21 protein-coding genes and 1 tRNA gene are annotated in these 20,877 nt (G+C 62.3%); 8 read left to right on the top strand and 14 right to left on the bottom strand.

Annotation, left to right across the window (positions count from 1 at the left end; genetic code table 11):
• Positions 1-5: 5 nt before the first annotated feature.
• From infA to MesoLj_RS32900, 7 genes are all read right to left on the bottom strand, one after another.
• Complete coding sequence (gene infA, locus MesoLj_RS32930; RefSeq protein ID WP_006200926.1) at positions 6-224, bottom strand: translation initiation factor IF-1; 219 nt, start codon at positions 222-224, stop codon at positions 6-8.
• 97 nt (positions 225-321) lie between these two features.
• A complete protein-coding gene (locus MesoLj_RS32925; protein WP_244735245.1) occupies positions 322-732 on the bottom strand; it encodes an arsenate-mycothiol transferase ArsC in 411 nt (136 codons plus the stop codon).
• A 47-nt stretch (positions 733-779) separates the two neighbouring features.
• Positions 780-1,265, bottom strand: a complete 486-nt coding sequence (locus MesoLj_RS32920) for a UPF0262 family protein (protein ID WP_056565905.1) — start codon at positions 1,263-1,265, stop codon at positions 780-782.
• 6 nt (positions 1,266-1,271) lie between these two features.
• Positions 1,272-2,564: a histidinol dehydrogenase gene (gene hisD, locus MesoLj_RS32915; RefSeq protein ID WP_202323951.1), complete on the bottom strand. Its 1,293-nt coding sequence runs from the start codon at positions 2,562-2,564 to the stop codon at positions 1,272-1,274.
• 7 nt (positions 2,565-2,571) lie between these two features.
• Positions 2,572-3,003: a DUF2948 family protein gene (locus MesoLj_RS32910; RefSeq protein WP_140775264.1), complete on the bottom strand. Its 432-nt coding sequence runs from the start codon at positions 3,001-3,003 to the stop codon at positions 2,572-2,574.
• A gap of 176 nt (positions 3,004-3,179) precedes the next feature.
• Positions 3,180-4,472, bottom strand: coding sequence for a UDP-N-acetylglucosamine 1-carboxyvinyltransferase (murA, locus tag MesoLj_RS32905; RefSeq protein WP_140775263.1), 1,293 nt, complete (start codon positions 4,470-4,472; stop codon positions 3,180-3,182).
• A gap of 129 nt (positions 4,473-4,601) precedes the next feature.
• Complete coding sequence (locus MesoLj_RS32900) at positions 4,602-4,778, bottom strand: hypothetical protein (protein WP_140775262.1); 177 nt, start codon at positions 4,776-4,778, stop codon at positions 4,602-4,604.
• A gap of 162 nt (positions 4,779-4,940) precedes the next feature.
• On the opposite strand from MesoLj_RS32900, the gene MesoLj_RS32895 reads away from it, so the two are divergent.
• Positions 4,941-5,015 (top strand) — tRNA-Thr (locus MesoLj_RS32895).
• A 195-nt stretch (positions 5,016-5,210) separates the two neighbouring features.
• On the opposite strand, the gene MesoLj_RS32890 is transcribed toward MesoLj_RS32895, so the two are convergent.
• From MesoLj_RS32890 to MesoLj_RS32870, 5 genes are all read right to left on the bottom strand, one after another.
• The gene (locus tag MesoLj_RS32890) at positions 5,211-5,939 is read right to left on the bottom strand and encodes a hypothetical protein (protein WP_202323950.1); all 729 of its coding nucleotides are present in this window, start codon (positions 5,937-5,939) and stop codon (positions 5,211-5,213) included.
• Positions 5,940-6,260: 321 nt separating this feature from the next.
• Positions 6,261-7,220, bottom strand: a complete 960-nt coding sequence (locus MesoLj_RS32885) for an aldo/keto reductase (protein ID WP_202323949.1) — start codon at positions 7,218-7,220, stop codon at positions 6,261-6,263.
• A 182-nt stretch (positions 7,221-7,402) separates the two neighbouring features.
• A complete protein-coding gene (locus MesoLj_RS32880; protein ID WP_202323948.1) occupies positions 7,403-8,227 on the bottom strand; it encodes a DUF1194 domain-containing protein in 825 nt (274 codons plus the stop codon).
• A gap of 45 nt (positions 8,228-8,272) precedes the next feature.
• Entirely contained in the window at positions 8,273-8,974 is a 702-nt protein-coding gene (locus tag MesoLj_RS32875) for a hypothetical protein (RefSeq protein ID WP_244735244.1), read from the bottom strand.
• An 87-nt stretch (positions 8,975-9,061) separates the two neighbouring features.
• Positions 9,062-10,033, bottom strand: coding sequence for a DMT family transporter (locus MesoLj_RS32870; RefSeq protein ID WP_446720272.1), 972 nt, complete (start codon positions 10,031-10,033; stop codon positions 9,062-9,064).
• 245 nt (positions 10,034-10,278) lie between these two features.
• Between MesoLj_RS32870 and MesoLj_RS32865 the strand changes: the two genes are divergently transcribed.
• From MesoLj_RS32865 to MesoLj_RS32835, 7 genes are all read left to right on the top strand, one after another.
• Positions 10,279-12,255: a BTAD domain-containing putative transcriptional regulator gene (locus MesoLj_RS32865; protein WP_202323946.1), complete on the top strand. Its 1,977-nt coding sequence runs from the start codon at positions 10,279-10,281 to the stop codon at positions 12,253-12,255.
• 60 nt (positions 12,256-12,315) lie between these two features.
• Complete coding sequence (locus MesoLj_RS32860) at positions 12,316-12,654, top strand: hypothetical protein (protein ID WP_202323945.1); 339 nt, start codon at positions 12,316-12,318, stop codon at positions 12,652-12,654.
• Positions 12,655-12,881: 227 nt separating this feature from the next.
• Positions 12,882-13,220 carry an ArsR/SmtB family transcription factor gene (locus MesoLj_RS32855; protein WP_202323944.1) on the top strand — a complete coding sequence of 113 codons (339 nt, stop codon included), beginning with the start codon at positions 12,882-12,884 and terminating at the stop codon, positions 13,218-13,220.
• Between the two features lie 276 nt (positions 13,221-13,496).
• Entirely contained in the window at positions 13,497-14,639 is a 1,143-nt protein-coding gene (locus MesoLj_RS32850; protein WP_202323943.1) for a hypothetical protein, read from the top strand.
• A 224-nt stretch (positions 14,640-14,863) separates the two neighbouring features.
• Positions 14,864-16,513, top strand: coding sequence for a DUF882 domain-containing protein (locus MesoLj_RS32845; RefSeq protein ID WP_202323942.1), 1,650 nt, complete (start codon positions 14,864-14,866; stop codon positions 16,511-16,513).
• Between the two features lie 170 nt (positions 16,514-16,683).
• Positions 16,684-17,589, top strand: coding sequence for a MurR/RpiR family transcriptional regulator (locus MesoLj_RS32840; protein ID WP_140774800.1), 906 nt, complete (start codon positions 16,684-16,686; stop codon positions 17,587-17,589).
• Between the two features lie 41 nt (positions 17,590-17,630).
• Positions 17,631-18,947 carry a M20 family metallopeptidase gene (locus MesoLj_RS32835; RefSeq protein ID WP_202323941.1) on the top strand — a complete coding sequence of 439 codons (1,317 nt, stop codon included), beginning with the start codon at positions 17,631-17,633 and terminating at the stop codon, positions 18,945-18,947.
• Positions 18,948-18,969: 22 nt separating this feature from the next.
• Here MesoLj_RS32835 and MesoLj_RS32830 read toward each other — a convergent pair whose 3' ends face one another.
• Positions 18,970-20,004, bottom strand: coding sequence for a branched-chain amino acid ABC transporter permease (locus MesoLj_RS32830; protein WP_202323940.1), 1,035 nt, complete (start codon positions 20,002-20,004; stop codon positions 18,970-18,972).
• Positions 20,001-20,876 (bottom strand): branched-chain amino acid ABC transporter permease, encoded by an 876-nt coding sequence (locus MesoLj_RS32825; RefSeq protein WP_115144875.1) that lies wholly within the window; start codon positions 20,874-20,876, stop codon positions 20,001-20,003. Before MesoLj_RS32825 ends, MesoLj_RS32830 begins: the two co-directional genes overlap by 4 nt.
• Position 20,877: the final 1 nt, after the last annotated feature.

Raw genomic sequence — 20,877 nt, 5'->3', positions numbered from 1 at the left:
TGATCTTACTTGAAGCGGTAGGTGATGCGGCCCTTGGTCAGGTCGTATGGCGTCATCTCGACCAGAACCTTGTCGCCGGTCAGCACGCGGATGCGGTTCTTGCGCATGCGGCCGGCCGTATGGGCGATAATCTCGTGTTCGTTTTCGAGCTTCACCCGGAACATCGCGTTGGGCAACAATTCCGTCACGACACCCGGAAACTCGAGGACTTCTTCCTTCGGCATTCGATACCTTTGCTTGGATGGCAGTTCCGGCGCCCAGGCGCGCCCAGGCCGGAATTTCGGCGGAACCTATATGATAATCGTGCGCTTGTGAACACGCTTAATCCGTCGCGTTTTTTGCTTCTGGAGGCAAAAAACGTCGGCTTATGCGCAACTTCAGCCGCTCGCGCACGTCGCGGTAGGCCGCCATGATCTGCTCGCGCGTGCCGCCGGCACCGGTCGGGTCCTGCGTCGGCCAGTATTCGACCTCGACGGCGAGCGAGCGGGTGAGCTCCAGCGCGGCGTGGTGCGCCTCCGGCGCCAGCGTGACGATCAGGTCGAAATAGTCGTCCTCGAGATCGTCCAGCGTCCTTGGATGACGCTCGCCCAGCGTGAGACCCTCCTCGGCAAGCACGGCGTCGACGAACGGGTCGCGCTCGCCGGCGCGCACGCCGGCCGAGGCGACGAAAATGGTGGCGGGCAGCATCCGGCGCGCCAGTTGCTCGGCCATCGGCGAACGCACGGCGTTCATGCCGCACAGGAACAGGATCGAGCGGGGCAGGGCGCCGGGTACCAGGGCTAGCCCCGCCAGTGCAGCACGCAGACCAGCGTGAACAGCCGTCGCGCCGTGTCGAAGTCGATGTCGATCTTGCCGGAGAGCCGGTCCATCAGCGTCTGCGAGCCTTCATTGTGCAAACCGCGCCGGCCCATGTCGATCGCCTCGATATGGCTCGGCGTCGAGGAGCGGATGGCGTCGTAATAGCTTTCGCAGATCATGTAGTAGTCCTTGACGATGCGCCGCAGCGGCGTCAGCGACAGGATGTGGGTGACCACCGCGGTGCCGTCCTCGCGCGCCACGGCGAAGACCAGACGCTGCTCGGCCAGCGACAGTTTCAGCCGGTAGGGACCGGCGCCGCTGTCGTTGACGGGCTGAAAACTGTTCTCCTCGATGAGGTCGAAGATCGCCACCGCCCGCTCGTGCTCGACATCGGGCGTCGAACGGCCGATCGATTCATCGAGTTCGACATCGATCAGCTTTGCGCGGGTTTGATCGGGGCCCGTCATCTCAGCCTACATGTTCAGCCGTATGGCGACGGAGCGGCCATGCGCGTCGAGCCCTTCCGCCTTGGCGAGCGCGATCGCCGCCGGCGCCAGCACACGCAACTGCTCCGGCCCGAGTTTCAGGACCGAGGTGCGCTTGACGAAGTCGAGCACCGACAGGCCCGACGAGAAGCGCGCCGAGCGGGCCGTCGGCAGCACGTGGTTGGAACCGCCGACATAGTCGCCGATGGCTTCCGGCGTGTGGCGGCCGAGAAAGACGGCACCGGCATTGCGCATCCGCGACAGAAAACCTTCGGCATCGTCGATGGCCAGTTCGACATGCTCGGCCGCGATGCGGTCGACCAGCGGCAGCGCGGCCTCGATGGTCGCGACCTCGATCACCGCGCCGAAATCGCGCCAGCTCGCCGCGGCGGTCTCGCCGCGCGGCAAGCCCTGCAACTGGCGCTGGACCGCTTGTTCGACTGCCTTGCCGAAGGCCGGATCGTCGGTGATCAGGATCGATTGCGCCGATACATCGTGTTCGGCCTGGGCGAGAAGGTCGGCGGCGATCCAGTCAGGATTGTTGTTGCCGTCGGCCACCACGAGCACTTCCGAGGGGCCGGCGATCATGTCGATGCCGACCGTGCCGAACACCTGGCGCTTGGCCGCCGCGACATAGGCATTGCCGGGGCCGACGACCTTGGCCACCGGCTTTATCGTTTCGGTGCCATAGGCAAGGGCGGCGATCGCCTGGGCGCCGCCGACGCGATAGATTTCGGAAACGCCAGCGATGTCGGCCGCCACCAGCACCAGCGGCGGTATGGCGCCGCCGGAGGCGGGCACGCAGATCGCGACGCGTTCGACGCCGGCAACCCTGGCTGGTATGGCATTCATCAGCACCGAGCTTGGATAGCTTGCGGTGCCGCCCGGCACGTAGAGCCCGACGGCTTCGATCGCCGTCCAGCGCCAGCCGAGTTCGACCCCGGCGGCATCCGTATAGCGATTGTCCTTGGGAAGCTGCTGTTCATGATAGGCGCTGATGCGGTCGCGCGCGAATTCGAGCGCCTTGATCGTCTGTTCATCGGCGCCATCATAGGCGCTGGCGATTTCGTCTTTCGATACGGCAATGCCGACGCTTTTCAGGTCGGCGCGGTCGAACCGACTGGAATAGTCGATCAGCGCCGCATCGCCCTCGGCGCGAACCCGAGCGATGATCGCGCGCACCGCGGCCTCGACATCGGCGGATACTTCCCGCTTGGTCGTCAGGAAGGCGGCGAAACGCTGCTCGAAATCGGCATCGGACTGGGCAAGCGTGATGGCCATGGGGCGCTCAAGCCTTGTGGACGGGACGCGACGTGGCTTCCCACGCGCCGCCGATATCGGCAAGGCGGGCCTCGATGCATTCGACATCGAGCATGATGGTGCCGCCGCCCGAAAAGATCAGCTCGACGATGCCTGCCGGCTTGCTGATCTCGATGAAGCTGATCGCCAGCAGGGACAGCACCTCGGCGGGCTTGTCGCGGGCAATGCCATTGGTCTTGGCGCCCAGCACCCGATCGAAATGCAGAACGGCCTGCCGCCGCTCATTGTGCTGGCGAAACAGGCCCGACTTCGCCTCCCAGACGAAACGGTTCATGGTCAGCACGAAGCGCTTGGCCGAGGGCAGGTATTCGAGATCACTGACTTTCAGGACGGCGTCCTGAACATGGGCCGAAACGATGCCCAGGTCCTGGTCGTCGAGCGCGATAAGCTTGAGGGCCATGCGGAATTGCACCTGAAGGTTGGTTTCAGCCTTCTGTTAGGCGGTCTTGGCGATCCGTGCAACCGCGCCAAGGGGAGCTGCGACCGGTCAAGCTGCTGATCTCCCCCGCAAGGAGGGAGATTGGATGCAACATCTGCTTTCGCAAATCGCCAGCGCCGAAGGCAGGGTCGCCCTTGCTACGCTGAAATCCGCTCGATCACCGCGCCGCAATTGGAGAGCTTCTCCTCCAGCCGTTCGAAGCCGCGGTCGAGATGGTAGACGCGGTTGACGGTGGTCTCGCCTTCAGCGGCAAGGCCGGCGATGACCAGCGAGACGGAAGCGCGAAGATCGGTGGCCATGACCGGCGCACCTTTCAGCTTCGCCACGCCGTCGACGATCGCCGTCTGGCCCGAAAGCGTGATGTGGGCGCCGAGCCGGGCCAGTTCCTGCACATGCATGAAGCGGTTTTCGAAGATCGTCTCGGTGATGCGCGACTTGCCCTTGGCCATGGTCATCAGGCCCATGAACTGCGCCTGCAGATCGGTCGGGAAGGCCGGGAAGGGCGCGGTCGTCACGTCGACCGGCGAAATGCCGGCGCCGTTGCGCTTCACGCGGATGCCGGAATTGGTCTGTGTGATCTCGGCTCCCGTCTGCGAAATCACGTCCAGCGCGGTCTGCAGCAGCTCTGGCCGCGCGCCTTCGAGCACGACATCGCCCCCCGTCATGGCGACGGCCATGGCATAGGTGCCGGTCTCGATGCGGTCCGGAATGACGCGCACGCGCGCGCCCGACAGCGCTTCGACGCCATCGATGGTGATGGTCGGCGTGCCGGCGCCGGAAATTTTGGCGCCCATGGCGTTGAGGCATTCGGCGAGGTTGACGATTTCGGGCTCGCAGGCGGCGTTTTCCAGCACGGTTTCGCCCTTGGCCAGCGATGCCGCCATCATCAGCACATGGGTGGCGCCGACCGAGACTTTCGGGAAGACATAGCGGTTGCCGACCAGGCGGCCATTCTTGGTCTTGGCGATGACATAGCCGGTGTCGACGTCGAGATCGGCACCGAGCGCCTGCAGGCCTTCGAGGAACAGGTCGACCGGGCGCGTGCCGATGGCGCAGCCGCCAGGCAGCGACACCTTGGCTTCGCCCATGCGGGCCAGCAGCGGGCCGATCACCCAGAAAGACGCACGCATCTTCGACACCAGCTCGTAAGGTGCCGTCGTGTCGACGATGTTGCGGGCGGAGAAATTGATGGTGCGCGAATAGCCTTCATTCTGCTTCTCGCGGCGGCCATTGACCGAATAGTCGACGCCGTGATTGCCCAGGATGCGGATCAGCTGCTCGACATCGGCCAGATGCGGCACGTTTTCCAACGTCAGCGTGTCGTCGGTCAAAAGCGAGGCGATCATCAGCGGCAAAGCGGCATTTTTCGCGCCCGAGATCGGAATGCTTCCGGCGAGCTTGTTGCCGCCGACAATTCTGATGCGATCCATGGAAGAACGTCCCTCTCGGCTCAAAAAAGCCGGTTCAATCGTTTGAGTATCGGCCCGTCTAGACCATTGGCCAATCTGGTTCAAGAAATAGGATTTCGCCCGCTCCGGTCCAAGAGTGGCCGATTTGAGTTAATCTTTTTGTATTTCCCGGGCCGAGCCGAGCCCTTCCGGCCTCTGGTCGGCTTCACCTGTTCGGCGCGAGCGCGATTGCGCCTTGCGTTTCTGCAGATTGGCGCGCAACTGCTCGGCGAGCCGATCCTTGCGGTCCGTGCCGCCCTTTTTCGGTGATATCGTCTTGTCGCTCATCGTCCCGTCCCGGCCGGCGACCGGCCAACCCTGTTGTTCAGGGATAGCCAACATTGTGGCGCCGCCATGTCATTAAAAGCTATCCGGCAAAGGCTTTCACAGAAGCGTTGTTCTTGGCCTTGCGCTTACCGGTTCGATATGGCAGAAGCCCCGCCATCGGCGGCTGCGGTAGCTCAGTGGTAGAGCACTCCCTTGGTAAGGGAGAGGTCGAGAGTTCAATCCTCTCTCGCAGCACCAGTTCTTCCGAACAGTTTCAATGCGATGTCGTTGCGGTCACTTTTTCCCGGCACTGGCAGGCGAACGAAGGACGCAGCACGGCACTTTGCCGGTGGAATTTCCGTGGACTTTGTTCCCTTGTGTTCCCGCAACCCGCGGCGTGGTTACCCTTACCTGCCTTGAGGTGGTGGCCGCTCGGTTGACCCGAAAACGATCCTAGCTACGCATTTCGGCAATTTCTCTTTCGACGCGAAATATAGCCTCCTGGAGGCTGCGTTCGTCCGACATGTCGATGCTCAATGTTGATCTCTCTTTGCCGAGAAGGAGGCTTTTTACCCGGCGGATGATCGGTATCGATTGCAAGTTGGTTTTGGAATCTGCCTCGAACAGCCGCTCCATATAGCTCTGATGAAAGAGCCGGTCCTTCAGCCGTTTCGACAACAAGGGTTCGGCGGCGTCCACACTTATCGCAAGATCCGAAGTGGGTATCAGGTCCAGGACCGTCGCCAGTGACGCCGTGTCCGCAACTCCGCTAAACAGGCTAAGAGAGCAGACAGCCTGAATGAAACCCTGATCGAAAATCACAATTTCCCGATCGCCGACCGAATACTGCCAAGCCACTGATAGGGCAAGGATATAGCGGCTGAACCTTATCAACCAAATCGGATTTCTCGGCGTTAAAATTCGGACCAGCTTGACTGTCAGCCTGAGTTCATCCGCGTTGTTCAAGGGACGGAACGCAAAGGCGGCCGTTCGCAGTATCGCCCTGACAACACGCTGGAAGGCGTACCAAAGTCCGCCAGGGTCAAGTGGTGTGGAATGGACACCGGGTTGATAGGAAAGCACGACTTTGGCAACGTAGCCCTGAGCTTGCAGACGGCGCTGAAGTGCATGTGCAAATGTTGTTTTGCCCGACCCGGCAGGGCCAAATAACTCGACAATCACGCGATCCGGCTCCGGTGATATGTTCCAAGCCAAGTCACCCTCGACCGGCCACGGGAACAACGACCTAGGGGCGAAACTCGAACACGTTCTCGAAGCAACCAGCAAGCTGCTACATACGTGAACTCGCACCATTTTTTGTTAGCCGACTTCCTCCGTTTGCATGAACTGTTCCTTACGAATTTGTAAGGAATCGATCGGTGAGCCTGTCAGGATGGCGCGGGTTCAAACGCCGAAGATGTGCTTGTGCTCGACGCGCAGCCGCGATTCGCAATCAATGGCCGCTTTGCGCCTCATTGGAGACCCCGGCAGGCTGGAAGTTGATCAGTCTTTCACGCCCATGGCGAGCGCGGCGGCGATGGCATCTAGCCGCTCGGGTGTCGGATGGTTCTTCAACCGCAGCAGATTGAAATCGAGGTGCTCCTTCTTGAACATGGAGACCAGGGTGACGCCTGCTGAATTGGTTGCGAATGCGTAATCGGCGAGAAATGCGACAGCAACGTCAGTCGGACTGCCGCGGTATCCGAGGTCGCCAAGAGCGGCCAGTATCTCCTTTTGCGCATTTAAGGTCTCGACGATGCGATCGAGGCCTGAGAAGGACCCATGCGTCACAAACGTTTTGTGCCCGCGAGCGCGCTCCTTCAACTTCCCGAGGTTGGGCTCCAGCGGGGTATTGGCAATCTGAACGAATCGATAGGGCAGCGCTTCATCGAGAGCCGTCATTCCAGCCTCGAGGTCTCCTGCGACCGAAATGGCCCGGGCCTTCCCGTCCTGAACCACGCGCTCCACGGTCCGGATGATATCCTCGCGAACAAGTTCCTCGGCGGTCGGACGGTGTAGCGCAAGGACATCGACGTAATCCGTGCGAAGACGCCGCAGGCTCTCCTCGACGCTTGATCTTATCAACTCCGCGGACAGCGGCACTTTGAATGGCGTGGGGCGCACTCTTGATGCATAGCGCTTGAGCGCCGGAACCGTCGCAATGGCAATCCGTGACAACGGCTTCAGCACGCGCATGGTGGCGGAGGTCTTGGGCGGACGCATGCCAACCTTGGTGCAGACGCAGACGCTATCGCGCTTCCTGGATGCAAATTCGCCCCAGATCGATTCCGCCATCCCGTCGCCATAGGAGGGCGCTACGTCGTACCACGTTATCCCCGCCTCGTACGCGCGCTCGAGCGTCTCGAGCCCCTTGCGAACTCCGATGCGAGAACCAAGCGAAGCGCAGCCAAAACCGACACTTGATACCTTGCTGCCGATAGCTTCGACAAAGACCAGCTTCATGACGAAGACTCGTTTTCAAGCCGGCATCAAGCCCGCCCCCAACCTTAGTCGACTGACATTTTGTCTTTCTGTCAAGGCATGGTGTCCTTGGGAGGCCCCGCTTCCTGCGCCCATTTCGGGCAAAAATCCGAACAGCCTGCCCGGCCTCGTCCTTTTCGATCAGCGCGCCATAGTGGCGTTTGCTACCTGATGCCGGGAATTCGTGGGTCGACGTCCATGCTTACTTCCGTCACCAGCTTCCGGCGCAGGGCCGTGGCATAGTCGTTTGGGCCCTTCGGTGTCATGACGAAGGCTTGCGAGCCGCCAATCACCGATTGGGCGAAATAGGATGCCAATGGTTGGTCGGGATTCTCATCTTCTGCTGGGATGGCGATCGCATTGATCGTGTATCCCTTGGCGATGGCGTTGAGCCTGCTGGGCTGGACCGGAAGTCCATCGTTGTTCTCACCATTGGAAGAGATGTCGATCACTTTCTTGGCCGCCTTTCCAGGAAACTGATCGAGCAGAAGCGTCCCGACGTCGATGGCCGAGGAAACGGATGTGCCGCTTCGCCCCCTGCGAATATGGCCGGTATCGCCTCTCTTGCTGATTACCGAAGCCGCCGCCTTGGCATCTTCCAGCCCGCAGATGCTTGTCCACGGCAGCACGATGCGTGTGTGCCCGGGGCTTGACCATTCAAAGTAGGCCACGCTGATGCAGCCAACATAATTTCGGGTGATGGCAGCGATAATCTCGGGCGAGGTGAGCGCCGCGGCATGCCCCTCGCGCTGCATGTCGGCAATCTCCGGATCAATCGAGGACGAGAAATCGACCGCGAACACGACAGCAACATCAACATTGGCGGCACGGGCTTGTGGCGCCCAAAACACCGAAGCGGCAAGGATTCCCGCCAGTCTCAAATATGAGCTGGCCCGTTTTGCCGGCCCATTGGCCGGTCGTCCCGCCTGCTCGCGAAAGGAGGCCGCCGCGGACAAGGCGCCTGCGTCCTGATGCATGCTTTCGACCATGTTATTCTCCATCCCGACAACCGCTTGCTTTCAAGGCGGTCATTTTCAACATGTGGAAATTTGGCGTGGGGCCTTGGTCCCCACGCCGAACAGCAGCAGGTCGGCTTTGGTCCACAAAAGGTAACAGCCGAGCAAAGTCAGTGGCATGGCGAGCGCCGTGAAGGGCCCGCCCGACCAGACCTCCAGCAGCGCCCAGCCAAGGGCGACGGTTGTCGCCAGCATCGCCGGCAACCGGCTGGCGAGCACCGCACTGCGGAACGGATCTGGCCAGCCGGCCGGCCACATGGGAACCGGCGTGCCCGGCCTGTGGAAGGTGCTGCCGAATTTGCCCAGCGCATGCAGCAGGCCGGAGGTCGCCGCGAGTAGCGGCTCGCCGAGCAGCAGCAGGGCAACGCCAAGCCCGATGGCGCCTATGCCCGACAGGAAGTCGCCCAGACGGTTGAGGGCGGGATCGGGAGCATCCGGCCTTGCCCAGGCTCGGTGATAGGCCTCGCCGCCGCAGAAGAAGACCAGGGTCGCCAAGGTCAGCGCAACAGTGCCATGGCTGCCGGCGAAATAGTCCATCACCGCCGCGGTGACAGCGCTTCCCTCGTAGAAGCCGACCGGCGCGGCGGCAATCTGGATCGCAAAACCGACGATGAGGCCGAGTGCGTTGCCGCTGTTGTAGTAGCCGCCGGGTCCCTTCAGGCGGGCACGAAGCGCCGATACCAGATGGGCGAGCGGAAGAAGCATTGCCCGCGCGCTCACCACCGCGACCTCGCGACAAGTCCAATCGCCGTCGATAGGGCGATCGGCCCCGTGCCGAGGAGCGGTCGGGTCGGGAATGCGTTCGCATCACCGGCAAGATTCATCACATTCCTCCATGGGATCTGAAGTGGCGGCGGGACGATCGCTCGCCCAGGCTGCGGGCGCGCCGGCGATGGCCGCGTCGAAGCTCTGAATTGGACCGGCCAGCAAGGCCGCGCGTGCACGCGGCGCTCGGTTCGACATTGCGACGGACAGGATCGCACCGAGAATGATCGCGGCACCCAGTGCGCCAGCGGGAGAGTTCCGTTCGCCGAGGAAGATCGCCGCGCCTAAAGCCCCGAAGACGCTTTCGGCACTGACGATCACGGCGGCATGACTGGCGGGGGTGAAGCGCTGGGCGGCAATCTGTATGCCGAAAGCGATCGCGGTGGAGAACACGCCGAGGACCGCCAGTTCCGGTCCGGCTGCAAATGCCGCGGCCAGCGACAAGTTGCCTTGCATTGCCCCGAGCGGCAGGGCGAAGGCGGCGGCGCCCAGGAACTGTGTCGCCGCGCTGGTGAACGGCCGCGCATGGGCTTGCATGTACCGGCCGAGCTCGACCATCCACAGCGCATAGCAGGCGGCCGACAGGATGGCGGTGAGATCGCCGCCGCCGAGACTGCCGATCCCGCCGGACAAAAGCAGGGCGCCGACCACGGTCAGCCCGGCGGCGACCGCGAGGCTCGCGGTCGGACGTTCACCGATGAGCAGCCAGGCGGCAAGTGGCGTCATCACGGTTGCCGTGCTCACCAGGAAGCTTGCATTTGTGACCGTGGCGCCGAGATAGCAAAGCTGCTGAAGCGTGATGGAGACGGCAAACAACGCGCCCACCCTGACCAGACTGGAAAAATGGCCCGGCCCTGCGGGCAGTCGCCTTTCGGTCAAGACAAAGGGCAGCACAAGCAACCCCCCGATCAGGCAGCGCAAGCCGACTGCACTCAGTGCGTCAAGATGAACAAGCACCGTCTTTTGTGCGACGTTGCCAAAGCCCCACAGGGCAGCGGCAAACAGCAGCAGCAAATTGGCCTTAAGCTCGGACATCCACCGCACCCCTTGGAGTAGCCTGTCGCGGGCTTGCGATGGCTCCAACCATTTCAGGGCGGCCGGTTTCCGTCCCCCACAACCGGCGTTTCGTTCAGTTGCCCCTACTTGAGCGATGTCTTAATTGATCTGCCGTCACGGTAGCGCTTGAGCGCGTGGTTCCACCGGTTGCGAAGCGTTAGTTTTGAGTTAGAATTTCGTTAGGCTGGGAAGCTGTTAAGAACATGCAAAGTGGGGACAGCGTCGCCGCAAGTAAAATCTCACTCTTCGGCGGCTTTCGAATTGAGAAGGAAACTGTCGGTCCGCTCTGGCTGACCGGGAAGCGGGGCCCCGCGATCATTGCCTATCTGGCCCGGTGTCCAGGCATGACGGCGACAAGGGAGAAGCTGGCTGATCTGCTATGGAGCGATAGCGATAGCGAACACTCGCGCAACAGCTTGCGGCAGACCCTCAGCGTTCTACGCCGGGATCTGTCGCGGGCGGGCGTGGATATCATCCATTCCCGGAGGGAGTTGATAGGCCTCAGGCCGGACGCGGTCCGAGTTGATGTCGAGGAATTTGAATCCGGGCTCTCCGCCCGCTCCGCGCCGGACCTCGAGACAGCTCTGGCGCACTATACCGGACCGTTTCTCGATGGCGTCTATCTGGGGAGCAACGCTTTCGATGACTGGGCGGCGTCGGAACGCGACAGGCTGCTGGGCCGTGCGCTTGAGTCCTTTGAAAAACTTGCCCGCCTCGTGGACACAGAGGCCGGGTTGGCCCTGGCCGATCGAATTCTGGGCATGGAACCGACGCGGGAGGAGTCCTATCGGCTCAAGATGGAATTGCTTGCCGCATGCGGCCAGCGCGACAGGGCGATAAGGACATACGAGGCTTGCAGGAGCATGCTGAAGAAGGAGTTCGGCGTCGAAGCGAGCCCGGAGACGCGGGCGCTATGGCAATCCCTGCTGTCTGCTGCCGACACGACAAATCCGCAGTCGGCCAACGCTGCTCCAGCCAGCCAGCGCCCCGGGCGCCCATCCATCAGCGTTGCCGACTTCGTCAATCTGACGGGAAAGCGAGGCGATGACTTTTTCGCCAAGGGGCTCGTCCAGGACATTACCACGGCCCTCTCCGAGGTTGCCGACTATGTCGTGCTCTCCGGGCTCCCGTCTTTGGAAAAGAACGGCGACGAACTCAAAACGCCGGCCTTGTTTCGAGCGCGTTACATGCTCAATGGCAGCATTCAGCGATCCGGCGACGAATTGAGGGTGAACGTCCAGCTTGCCGACGCCGGCAGCGGCCAGAATGTCTGGGCTCAGAAATTCGACGGCCACTCCGAGAACGCGCTCGAATTCCAGGACAGGATCGCACAGTCGGTTGTGCTGGCCGTGATCCTCGAACTGCAACTGACGAACTGGAAGGTTCGCGACAAAAGCCCGCCGGGTCCCCCCGAAGTGCGCAGGTTGGTGAACGAAGCTCTCATGAAGTATTTTGAGATGACCCGGGACTCGTTGTTGGTCGGGGTAGAGCTCGCCGAGAAGGCCCTTTCGGTAGGCCCCGACAATGCCCGTGCACAGCGAACGCTTTCGATCGCAATCTCCATGAGCGTGGCGTTCGGCGCGATGCCTCGGGAGCAGGCGCAGATCGAGCGTGCGATTGAGCTTGCGAAAGCATCGGTACTGGCAGTGCCTGACGACGAAATTGCCCGCTGCATCCTGTCATTCGCTCTTGAAAGTTCCGGCCGTATCGACGAGGCGATCGCCGAATGCCAACACGCGATCAGTCTCAACCCAAGCTACCCGTCTGGCCACGGCGACATTTCGATGCTCTTTGCGTTGCGCGGACAGGTCAGTGAAGCAGTGCGTGAGGCCAATGAGGCAATCCGGCTCGGAACGCATGACGTCATCGATTTCTGGCGTCACCACGGCCTGGTTGTGGCGCTGTTTGCCGGGGGAGATGACCGGCGGGCGCTTGAGGTCGCACGCAAGGTGGTCAGGACAAAGCCGGGCTTCGTTCGCGGTGCCCTTTATTGGGCCGCGAGCGCTTCGGCCACCGGAAACAACGAAGAAGCATCGCGGGCCATCCATCACTGCCTGTCACAGCTTCCTCATCTCAACCTGGGCAATGTCTGTCCCGGCTTTGTGCCACGCTACGTGAAGGATCATCATCACTCGAGATTCCTTGAAATGCTGTCGAGGGCTGGCCTTCCGAGTTCTTGATGGACAGGGGCGGGTTCTTTTCCGCCGGCGCCGACTTACGACCGTTGTTTCCGATACATCGTGGAGACTTTCCACAAGGTGGGCACCAATCCCTACATGGGCCTGAGACTTCATGCGGCCTTCATCGAGGCCGGTCTGCCTGCGCCGACGATGGCGGTCAGCGCCTTGGCTGGTGGCGGCTCCGATGGACTAAGCGGCATCGACCTCATTTCCGATCTCGCCGTCACCATGGCACCGGTTATGGAACAGACCGGCGTTATCAATGCCTTGGACCTTCAACCCGAAAGCCTGCAGGAGCGGATACGCGAGGAGGCCACCACCAACGGAAGCGTCGTCGTCGGCCGCTACGAGGTAGGAGCATGGGCTCGCCTGACAGGATCACCCCCGGCGCGCCAATGAGCAGAAAGGCCGCTTCCTCTATTCCCGCAGCACCAGGTTTCCTGGTTTCTTGAATTGGCCTGCTTTGGCGCCCCGGCTGTTGTCAGCTGTGCAGATGCGTCAGTTCAAACCCGGCCGCGCTTGGTGGCAACTCCTGGCCCAAAAGTGAGCAAAGCTAATTAAGAATTATATAATATAATCTTTTATGCTAACGGAGAGGTTCCATTGCAGCTAGCGGGGGGAAATCGATGATCTCAGATAATTTATTGCTCAATGCCAAGAAAGCGGCCGATTTCCTTGCGGCGGTGGGCAATGAAAAACGATTGGCGATCCTTGCCTATTTGCTAGAGGGGGATACCTCTGTGAATGTCCTCGTCAAGAAGTTGGAGATCAGCCAGTCGGCGCTCTCGCAGCATCTTGCCAAGCTGCGTGCGTCTGGCTTGGTCGAAACCCGCCGGGACAGCCAGCGGATTTATTATTCCTGCAAATCAAGTGCGGTGCGGGAACTGTTCGCCACGCTGGAGGTGGCATACGGCAAGGAAGGCGCTACAAAACAAAAGTGCCCAGTCCTCGTTGCAGTGCCGTAGATGATGCGGCATGCCTATCTTGACAACATACGCGCCTAGCCGCCGTCCTGGACATAATTCAGTTGGCTGCGCTTCATCTGGCTTGGCATTACGGGATTGACGGATATGCTTCGATGCTGGCGACCCCGATCCATAATGGGTCGTTGCCGGACGCATGGAGAAACCCTCGCCGAAGCCGATGCCAACCGAGAATCCATTCGGTCACCAGGAGTTGCGTGAGACCTCATTCAAGCAGAGCGTCATGGCTAGATAAACGATCACACAGGGGAAGGTATTATGGCACTTCACCTTTCGGCGGATGCCCCGGCTTCGGTCGCGGCCACGCCACAAAAATATCTCTTTGGCCCGTTCATCGACTTCTTCATGCTTGGCGGAAGCGCGCTTCTGATCCTGCCGGTCCTGTATTTTCTGCCTCTGCGCTACGAAGCCGCCGTTACGCTGACGATGTTCTTGCTCTCGCACCTCATAAACCAGCCGCATTTCGGTCATTCGTACCAGATCTTCTATCGCAATTTCGCCCGCAAGGTGCGCGGTGAGGGATACGGCCGCAATCTCCAGATCCGCTATGTCATCGCGGGCATTGTCGTCCCGCTCGCCATGATTGCCTTCTTTGCCTATGGCTCGCTGACGGGCAACGTCCGTCTTCTGGGCTATGCGACCAACGCGATGGGCTTTTTCGTCGGCTGGCACTATGTCAAGCAAGGCTACGGCATGCTGATGGTGGATGCCGTGCTGAAGCGCAAATTCTTCAGCGATCAGGACAAGAAGGTGTTGCTGTTCAACGGCTACGCCGTGTGGCTGTTCGCCTGGCTTCAGACGAACGTGGTAATCAGCGAAAGACAGTTCTGGGGTTTGGAGTACTACACCTTCGCGGTCCCGCCATGGCTTATCACCATCGCCATGTCGATTGCCGCTGCCTCATCGGCCGCCACCGCCGTGATGTTCATCAACCGTTGGCGCAGGCATGGTGGAGCGCTGCCTTACAACGGCGTCGTCGCATACGTCGTGTCCCTCTATGCCTGGATCCTGTTCGTGACGCTGAACCCGCTCTGGCTGCTCGTCGTGCCGGCGCTCCATTCCTTGCAATACCTGGCGGTGGTCTGGCGCTACCAGACCAATGTCGAGCGTGACCGCGCGGATGCCGTCGCGAAGCCGGGATTGAAGGCGCTGTCCATTCTTGGGCCGCTCTACAGGCTGCGCGTCCTGGCGTTCATCGTCTTTGGCGCAATTCTAGGCGCGCTCGGGTTCTGGCTGGTGCCGATGGCGTTGACTGCCGTCGTTCCCTATAACAAGGCGGTGCTCGGCTCGTCGCTCTTCCTGTTCATCGCCTGGATATTCATCAACGTGCACCATTACTTCCTGGACAATGTGATGTGGCGGCGCGGCAATCCGGAAGTCTCGAAATATCTGTTCCGCTGAAGCCGTCGATTGAATTCAGTCCGGGCAGCGGCCAGTGCGGAAAGGCCCATTCCCGGTACGGACACGATTCGTTAACCAAGATGCTGTTCATCGACAGGACGAGTTGTGAGACGGACGCCCGTCTGCCTGTTCAAACCTGCTTGTCAGGTCGAGGTTTTCGAAAAGAAGGCTCAGCAGCTGGCGAAAGACGTCAAATCGCCCGAAACAGAAACAATGTGCAAGGCATGAACGTGATTGAAAGCGAACAGAACGCGCCCGGCGCCTCCCATCGTTGGACATGGCTGCCGGCCATCGTGGTCGCGTTCCTTTGCCTGTGCGTCACCAGCGCGTCCGCCGAGACGCGCGCCTTGAGGATTCAACATCTTCATACCGGCGAGAAGGCCGAGATCGTCTTCAAGCGCAACGGGCGCTACGATCAGGCGGGATTGAAGAAGATCAATTTCATGCTGCGCGACTGGCGCCGCAACGAGCCGACCAGGATGGATCCGCGCCTGCTCGATCTTGTCTGGCAGGCCTATCGCGCCAGCGGCTCGACATCCTACATCCATGTCGTCAGTGCCTATCGCTCGCCCGCGACGAACGCCATGCTGCGCAGCCGCTCGAAGGGCGTGGCCCGGGAAAGCCAGCACATGGTTGGCCGCGCGATGGATTTCTTCCTTCCGGACGTGCCGCTGAAGAAGCTGCGCGACATCGGCCTCAAGATGCAGGGCGGCGGCGTGGGCTACTACCCGACCTCCGGTTCGCCTTTCATTCACATGGATGTCGGCAATGTGCGGCATTGGCCGGGCATCAGCCGGCAGGAACTCGCCAGGGTCTTCCCGAACGGCAACACGCTGCATGTGCCGAGCGACGGCAGACCGCTGCCCGGCTATGACCAGGCGCTTGCCGCCTACAAGTCGCGCAAGTCCGCCGGCACGCCCAATATCGAGCTGGCAAGCGCCGACGGCGGTCAACGCAGGCCGGCGCGTGGCCTGCTGGCGACGCTTCTGGGCGGACGCGGCGCGGACGACGCGGAGGATGTGGCGGAGGCCGTGCCGGCGCCACGCAAACCGGCGAGGTCCGTCGAACCCAAGACCGCCGGACAGGGCATCGCCATCGTGCCGCCGGAGGCAGCCCAGCGGGCGGACATCCAGATGGTTTCCGCCGGTGCCGATGAAGAACCGCTCGCCGACCAAAACAGCAAGACACCGGAAGCGATCGTCATGGCGATGGCGCCCAGTGCGGTGCCGTTGCCCGCCTTCGCCCCGCGCGCCGAGCCGACCACCAGCATACCGACGCCGCAAACCGCACCGTTCGCGATAGCCAGCGCGTCCGCGGCACGTGCCGAATTGCCGGGCGCCAAGCCGGCGGCAGCCAATGCCGAAATGCCCTTGGGCAAGACGGATGCCGCTCCAGCGGCCGTCGCGCCGGACATGGTGGCGCTCAACATCCCCTTGCCGACATGGCGGCCGCAAAGCCAGACAAGCCCGGCGCCCCAGCCGGAAGCAGCCAAATCCGCTGATGCCGTCGCTGCCTTGCTGGCCATGCATCATCCTGACGATGGGCATGGACTGGCCGCTCGGCAGGTTGCCGTCCCTGCGTCGAAACCCGAAGATCGCGTCAGGACGAGCCCGAAGGCCGACCGTGTCCAGCCACGTCTCGATCCCGAAGCCACCGCCATGATCGTGCCGGCCGCGTCGACCGGTCGGCCGCTTGCGGCACGCCTTGGCATAGCCGCCGGGCCGACGGCGGCACCTGTCATCGCCGCCAATTTCATCCGCACGGCGCCGGAGCAGGTCTATCTCGACGGATTCCAGCCGCGTGGACAGACGTCCGATCATCGCCGCTTCACCGGCTCGGCGGTCAAGTTCCTGCCCATCGCCAGCTTCAAATAGGGCCGACGCAGCCGTTCGACCCGGCGTGGACAGGTGTGGTGCAATACGGATGCTCGGGCTGTCTCCCCTGCCGAAGCCGCGCTGACGGCTCTGTAAGATATTTTCCAAATTTGACAATCATGCATGAAATTGTAAGGTAATCGTCTTCCCGTCAGCGAGAGGCGATGACCATGTCGATCCGCGAAGAACTGGCCAACACGACCTTGGCGTTCACGTCGGCGGAAGAAAAGATCGTCCAGGTCCTGCTTGCCGATTATCCGATGTCGGGACTTGGAACAGCGACCCGTCTGGCACGGCGCGCCGGGGTCAGCGACCCGAGCGTGACACGGCTGATGACCAAGCTCGGCTATGTCGGCTTTGCCGATTTCCAGGCGCGTCTGCTCACCGAGGTCGAATCCAGGCTGCACTCGCCGCTGCTGATGATGGAGGCCAAGCGCCCGGGCGGCTCCAGCGAAGGCACCGCACTGGCCTATTTCCACTCGGTCTCCGACAGCCTGGAGCGCACGCGCACGGCGGTGCCGCTGCAGGCTTACACGCGCGCGGTCAATTTGCTGCTCGAGACCAAGGGCCAGGTCGTGCTGCTGGGCGGCCGCTTCAGCCGGCATATCGCCTCCATGCTTGCCGGTTACCTCCTGCAATTCCGCTCCGGCGTACGCGACATCGGTTCGCTCAGCCCTGCCGATTTCGATCTCCTGATCGACCTTGGCAGGCGCGACCTTCTCGTCGTGTTCGACTATCGGCGCTACCAGTCGGACGTGGTGAGCTTCGCGCAACAGGCGCATGAACGCGGCGTCTCCGTGCTGCTGTTCACCGACGTCTGGCTGTCGCCGATCGCCGAGATCGCCGACCTGACCATGGTCGCGGCGATCGACGCCAATTCACCCTTCGACACGCTGGCCACCGCCGTGGCGCAGATGGAGACCGTCTTCGCCCATGCGCTGGAAGGCCATGGCGCCGGGGTGCGCAAGCGCATCGAGGACATCGAGAAGATCCGCAGCGCCAATGCCGTCACCCTCGATGCCGCCCTCTCGGCACCGGACAACGAAACCGCCAAACCCAGACCCCCCAGGAAATAGCGTCGAAGCGCTGGCGCGGCGATGCGAGGAAGGAAACGACGATGCCCGACACCCAGACCATCATCGATGCCGTGCAGGCCGAGATCGAGGCCGACCGCGACTGGTTGATCGGGCTGACCCGCGACATGGTCCGCATCCCCTCGGTCAATCCCAAATTCGAAGCCAACCCGGCGATCAACCGCGAGGCGGATGTCCAGGCGCTGCTCGAACCGATCCTCATGCGGGACGGCTTCCGCACCGAACAATGGGATGCCTTGCCCGGTCGGCCCAATCTGGTCGGCGAATGGGCTGGAAACGAGGACCGCAGCCTGATCCTGTGCGGGCATATCGATGTCGTGCCGGTCGGCGAGATGAAGGACTGGTCCGTCGATCCGTTCGGCGGCGAGATCACCAATGGCCGGCTCTATGGCCGGGGTGCTGTCGACATGAAGGGCGGCGTCGCGGCCTGCGTCGCCGCCGCTCATGCGATCAAAAAGGCCGGCATCACGTTGCAAGGCCGATTGGCCATCCATTCCGTCGTCGACGAGGAGGCCGGCGGCTTCGGCGCGATAGACGCGGTGAAGAAGGGCAAGCTCGCCAAGGCGGTGCTTGTCGCGGAGCCGACCTGGGGCGACGTGCTGCCGGTCGAGGGCGGTCTTGAATGGGCGCGGGTGACGATCCGTGGCCGCAACGCGCATTCGGCGCTGCGCTACAACGAAATCTATCCGCAGCGCCACGACAAGGACCGGCTGAAGCCGGGCGTCAACGCGATCGAGATCGCGGCGCGCTTCATTGCAGCCGTCCGCCAGTATGAGTTGGACCGGACGCGGGCAAAGTCGCACCCGCTGCTGCCGCTCGGCATGAACACCATCAATATCGGCGTCGTGCATGGCGGCACAGGTCTTGGCGAGCATGGCCTGCCGACGGTGATGACCAACCCGGCCATCATCCCCGATGTCGCCGTGCTCGATCTCGACATGAAGTTCATGCCGGATGAGAATTCGGCCGACTATCGCCGCGACTTCGAGGCGTTCGTCCATCATTTCGCGCAGACCGACGCCTGGCTGCGCGACAATCCGCCGACCATCCAGTGGGAGCTCGGCGGTCTGCATTTCCCGCCGATGAACACGCCGGTCGACCATCCGCTGGTGACGTCGCTGATGAAGCGCAAGGCCGCGGTCGGCAAGGCGCTCGAGGCACGCGGCTTCGTCGCCGTGTGCGATGCCGCGCACTATGCCGGCGCCGGTGTCGACGGCGTCATCTTCGGTCCATCGGGCGATGGTTTCCATGGCGCCAACGAATATGTCGAGGTGGAATCGGTGGTCGAGACCGCCAAGGTGATTGCCGCTTCGGTGATCGACTGGTGCGGCGTCCGCTGAGCAGCGCTGCTGTTTCGGGCACTCAGGCCGGGCGTTTGATCCGCCCGGCGACGGCACCCCATGCGGCCTTGATCATGCCGGCCAGCCCGCTCGGATAGGCCAGCATCACGCCGATGATCAGCACCGCAGTGATCATCGGCCGCCATGCCCCGAAATCGGCCATCCACTCGGCAAAGACGGTCAGCACGAAGGAGGCGATGATGGCGCCATAGATGGTGCTGGTGCCGCCGAGCAGCACCATCGAAAGGATGATGGTCGCCAGGCTCATGCCGAAGACGTCGATCGAGGCATTGCGCTGGTAAGCGGCATAGAAGGCGCCTGCAACACCGGTGAAGAAGGCGCTGGCCGCAAGGGTCAGCATGCGCTGGCGCACGATCGAGATGCCGCGGCTGATGGCGTATTCCTCATTGTCGCGCAACGCCACGATGCTGGCGCCGGCACGCGAGCGCACGAACACGCGCAGGAACAAGGTGCTTGCCACGAGCAGCGCCAGGGCGATGTAGAAATAGGCGAACTTGCCGTCGCGGACCATGTTGTGGTCGAACCAGTAGAGGCCTGGAATGCGCACGATGCCTTGCGTGCCGCCGGTGATGTCGGACTGGCTGAGGATCACCTGCATCACCAGCTGCGCGAAGCCGAACGTCACCAGGATGATGTAGATGCCTTTCAGCCGCAGAATCGGGATGGTCACCAGGATCGCCGCCAGCGTGGCGATGATGCCGCTGGCAAACAGCGCGATCCAGGGGTCGAGGCCTGCCAGCTTGGTCAGCAGGCTGTAGGCATAGACGCCGATGCCGAACAGCGCCAGATGGCCGAAATTGAAGACGCCGCCATAGCCGAGGCTGAGGTCCCAGTTCGAGGCGACGATGGCATAGATGAAGGCCATGATCAGGATGTGGCGGGCATAGGTGTCGCCGAAGACCAGCGGCAGCAGTGCCAGCAGCGCGAAGCCGAGCACGAAGCCGACGGCCTCATGCTTCCACGGCGTGCGGCCCGGCGCGATCGGGGTTGCCGCTGCTGTGCGGACTGGTGCCATCGTCGAGGTCGTGTCGGTCATGCGAGGCCTCGCGAGCGGCTGGCGAAGATGCCCTCGGGGCGCACCATCAGGGTCAGGATAAGCACGCCGAACAGCAATGCCGGCGTCCAGTAGAGGCCGAAATAGTAGCTGCAGGCGGCCTCGAAGAAGCCGATCAGGTAAGCGGCGAAGATTGGTCCCGATATGCTCGATATGCCGCCGAAGACGACGACGATCAGCGCCTTGAGCAGCGGGTCGCTGCCCATGACAGGCGACATGAAACGATAGCCGCCCATGAAGATGCCGGCCAGCCCCGCCAGCGAAGCGGCGATGGCGAAGGCCAGCCCATAGAGCGCGGTCACGTTCAGTCCGACCAGATGGCTGGCATCCTCGTTCTGCGCCACTGCTCGCAGCGCCAGCCCAAGCCGTGTGCGGTTGAGGAACATCCACAGGGCCGCCAGGATCAGCGGCGTGATGACGATGATGGCGATCTGGTGCAGCGAAACGCCGACGCCGCCGATGGTGGCGTTGCCGTCGATCAGCGCCGGGATCTGCTTCGAACGCGGCCCCCAGATGGTCAGGGCGCCGTTCTCGATCAGCGAGCCGGCGGCAAGCGTGGTGATGACGACGACCAGCACGATGTTGGGCCGGCCGATCAGCGGCCGCACGACGCTCGCCTGCAGTATCCAGCCGACGCCGGCCATGACGACGACGGCGACCGGAAAGGCCACCGCTGCCGGCAGGCCGAGTTCGACCAGTTGCCACGCGATGTAGGCGCCCAGCATCATGAACACGCCATGGCTGAAATTGAACACGCCGATCGTCGTCCAGACCAGGGCGAGCCCAACCGCCATCATGGCGTAGAGCGAGCCCTGGAACAGGCCGCCGAACAGGATTTCCGCCAATGCGCTCATG

Source organism: Mesorhizobium sp. 113-3-9 (assembly GCF_016756515.1).
Lineage (GTDB): Bacteria > Pseudomonadota > Alphaproteobacteria > Rhizobiales > Rhizobiaceae > Mesorhizobium.
The sequence above is the reverse complement of the archived record's forward strand: the minus strand, read 5'-3'. Positions and strand labels throughout refer to the sequence as shown.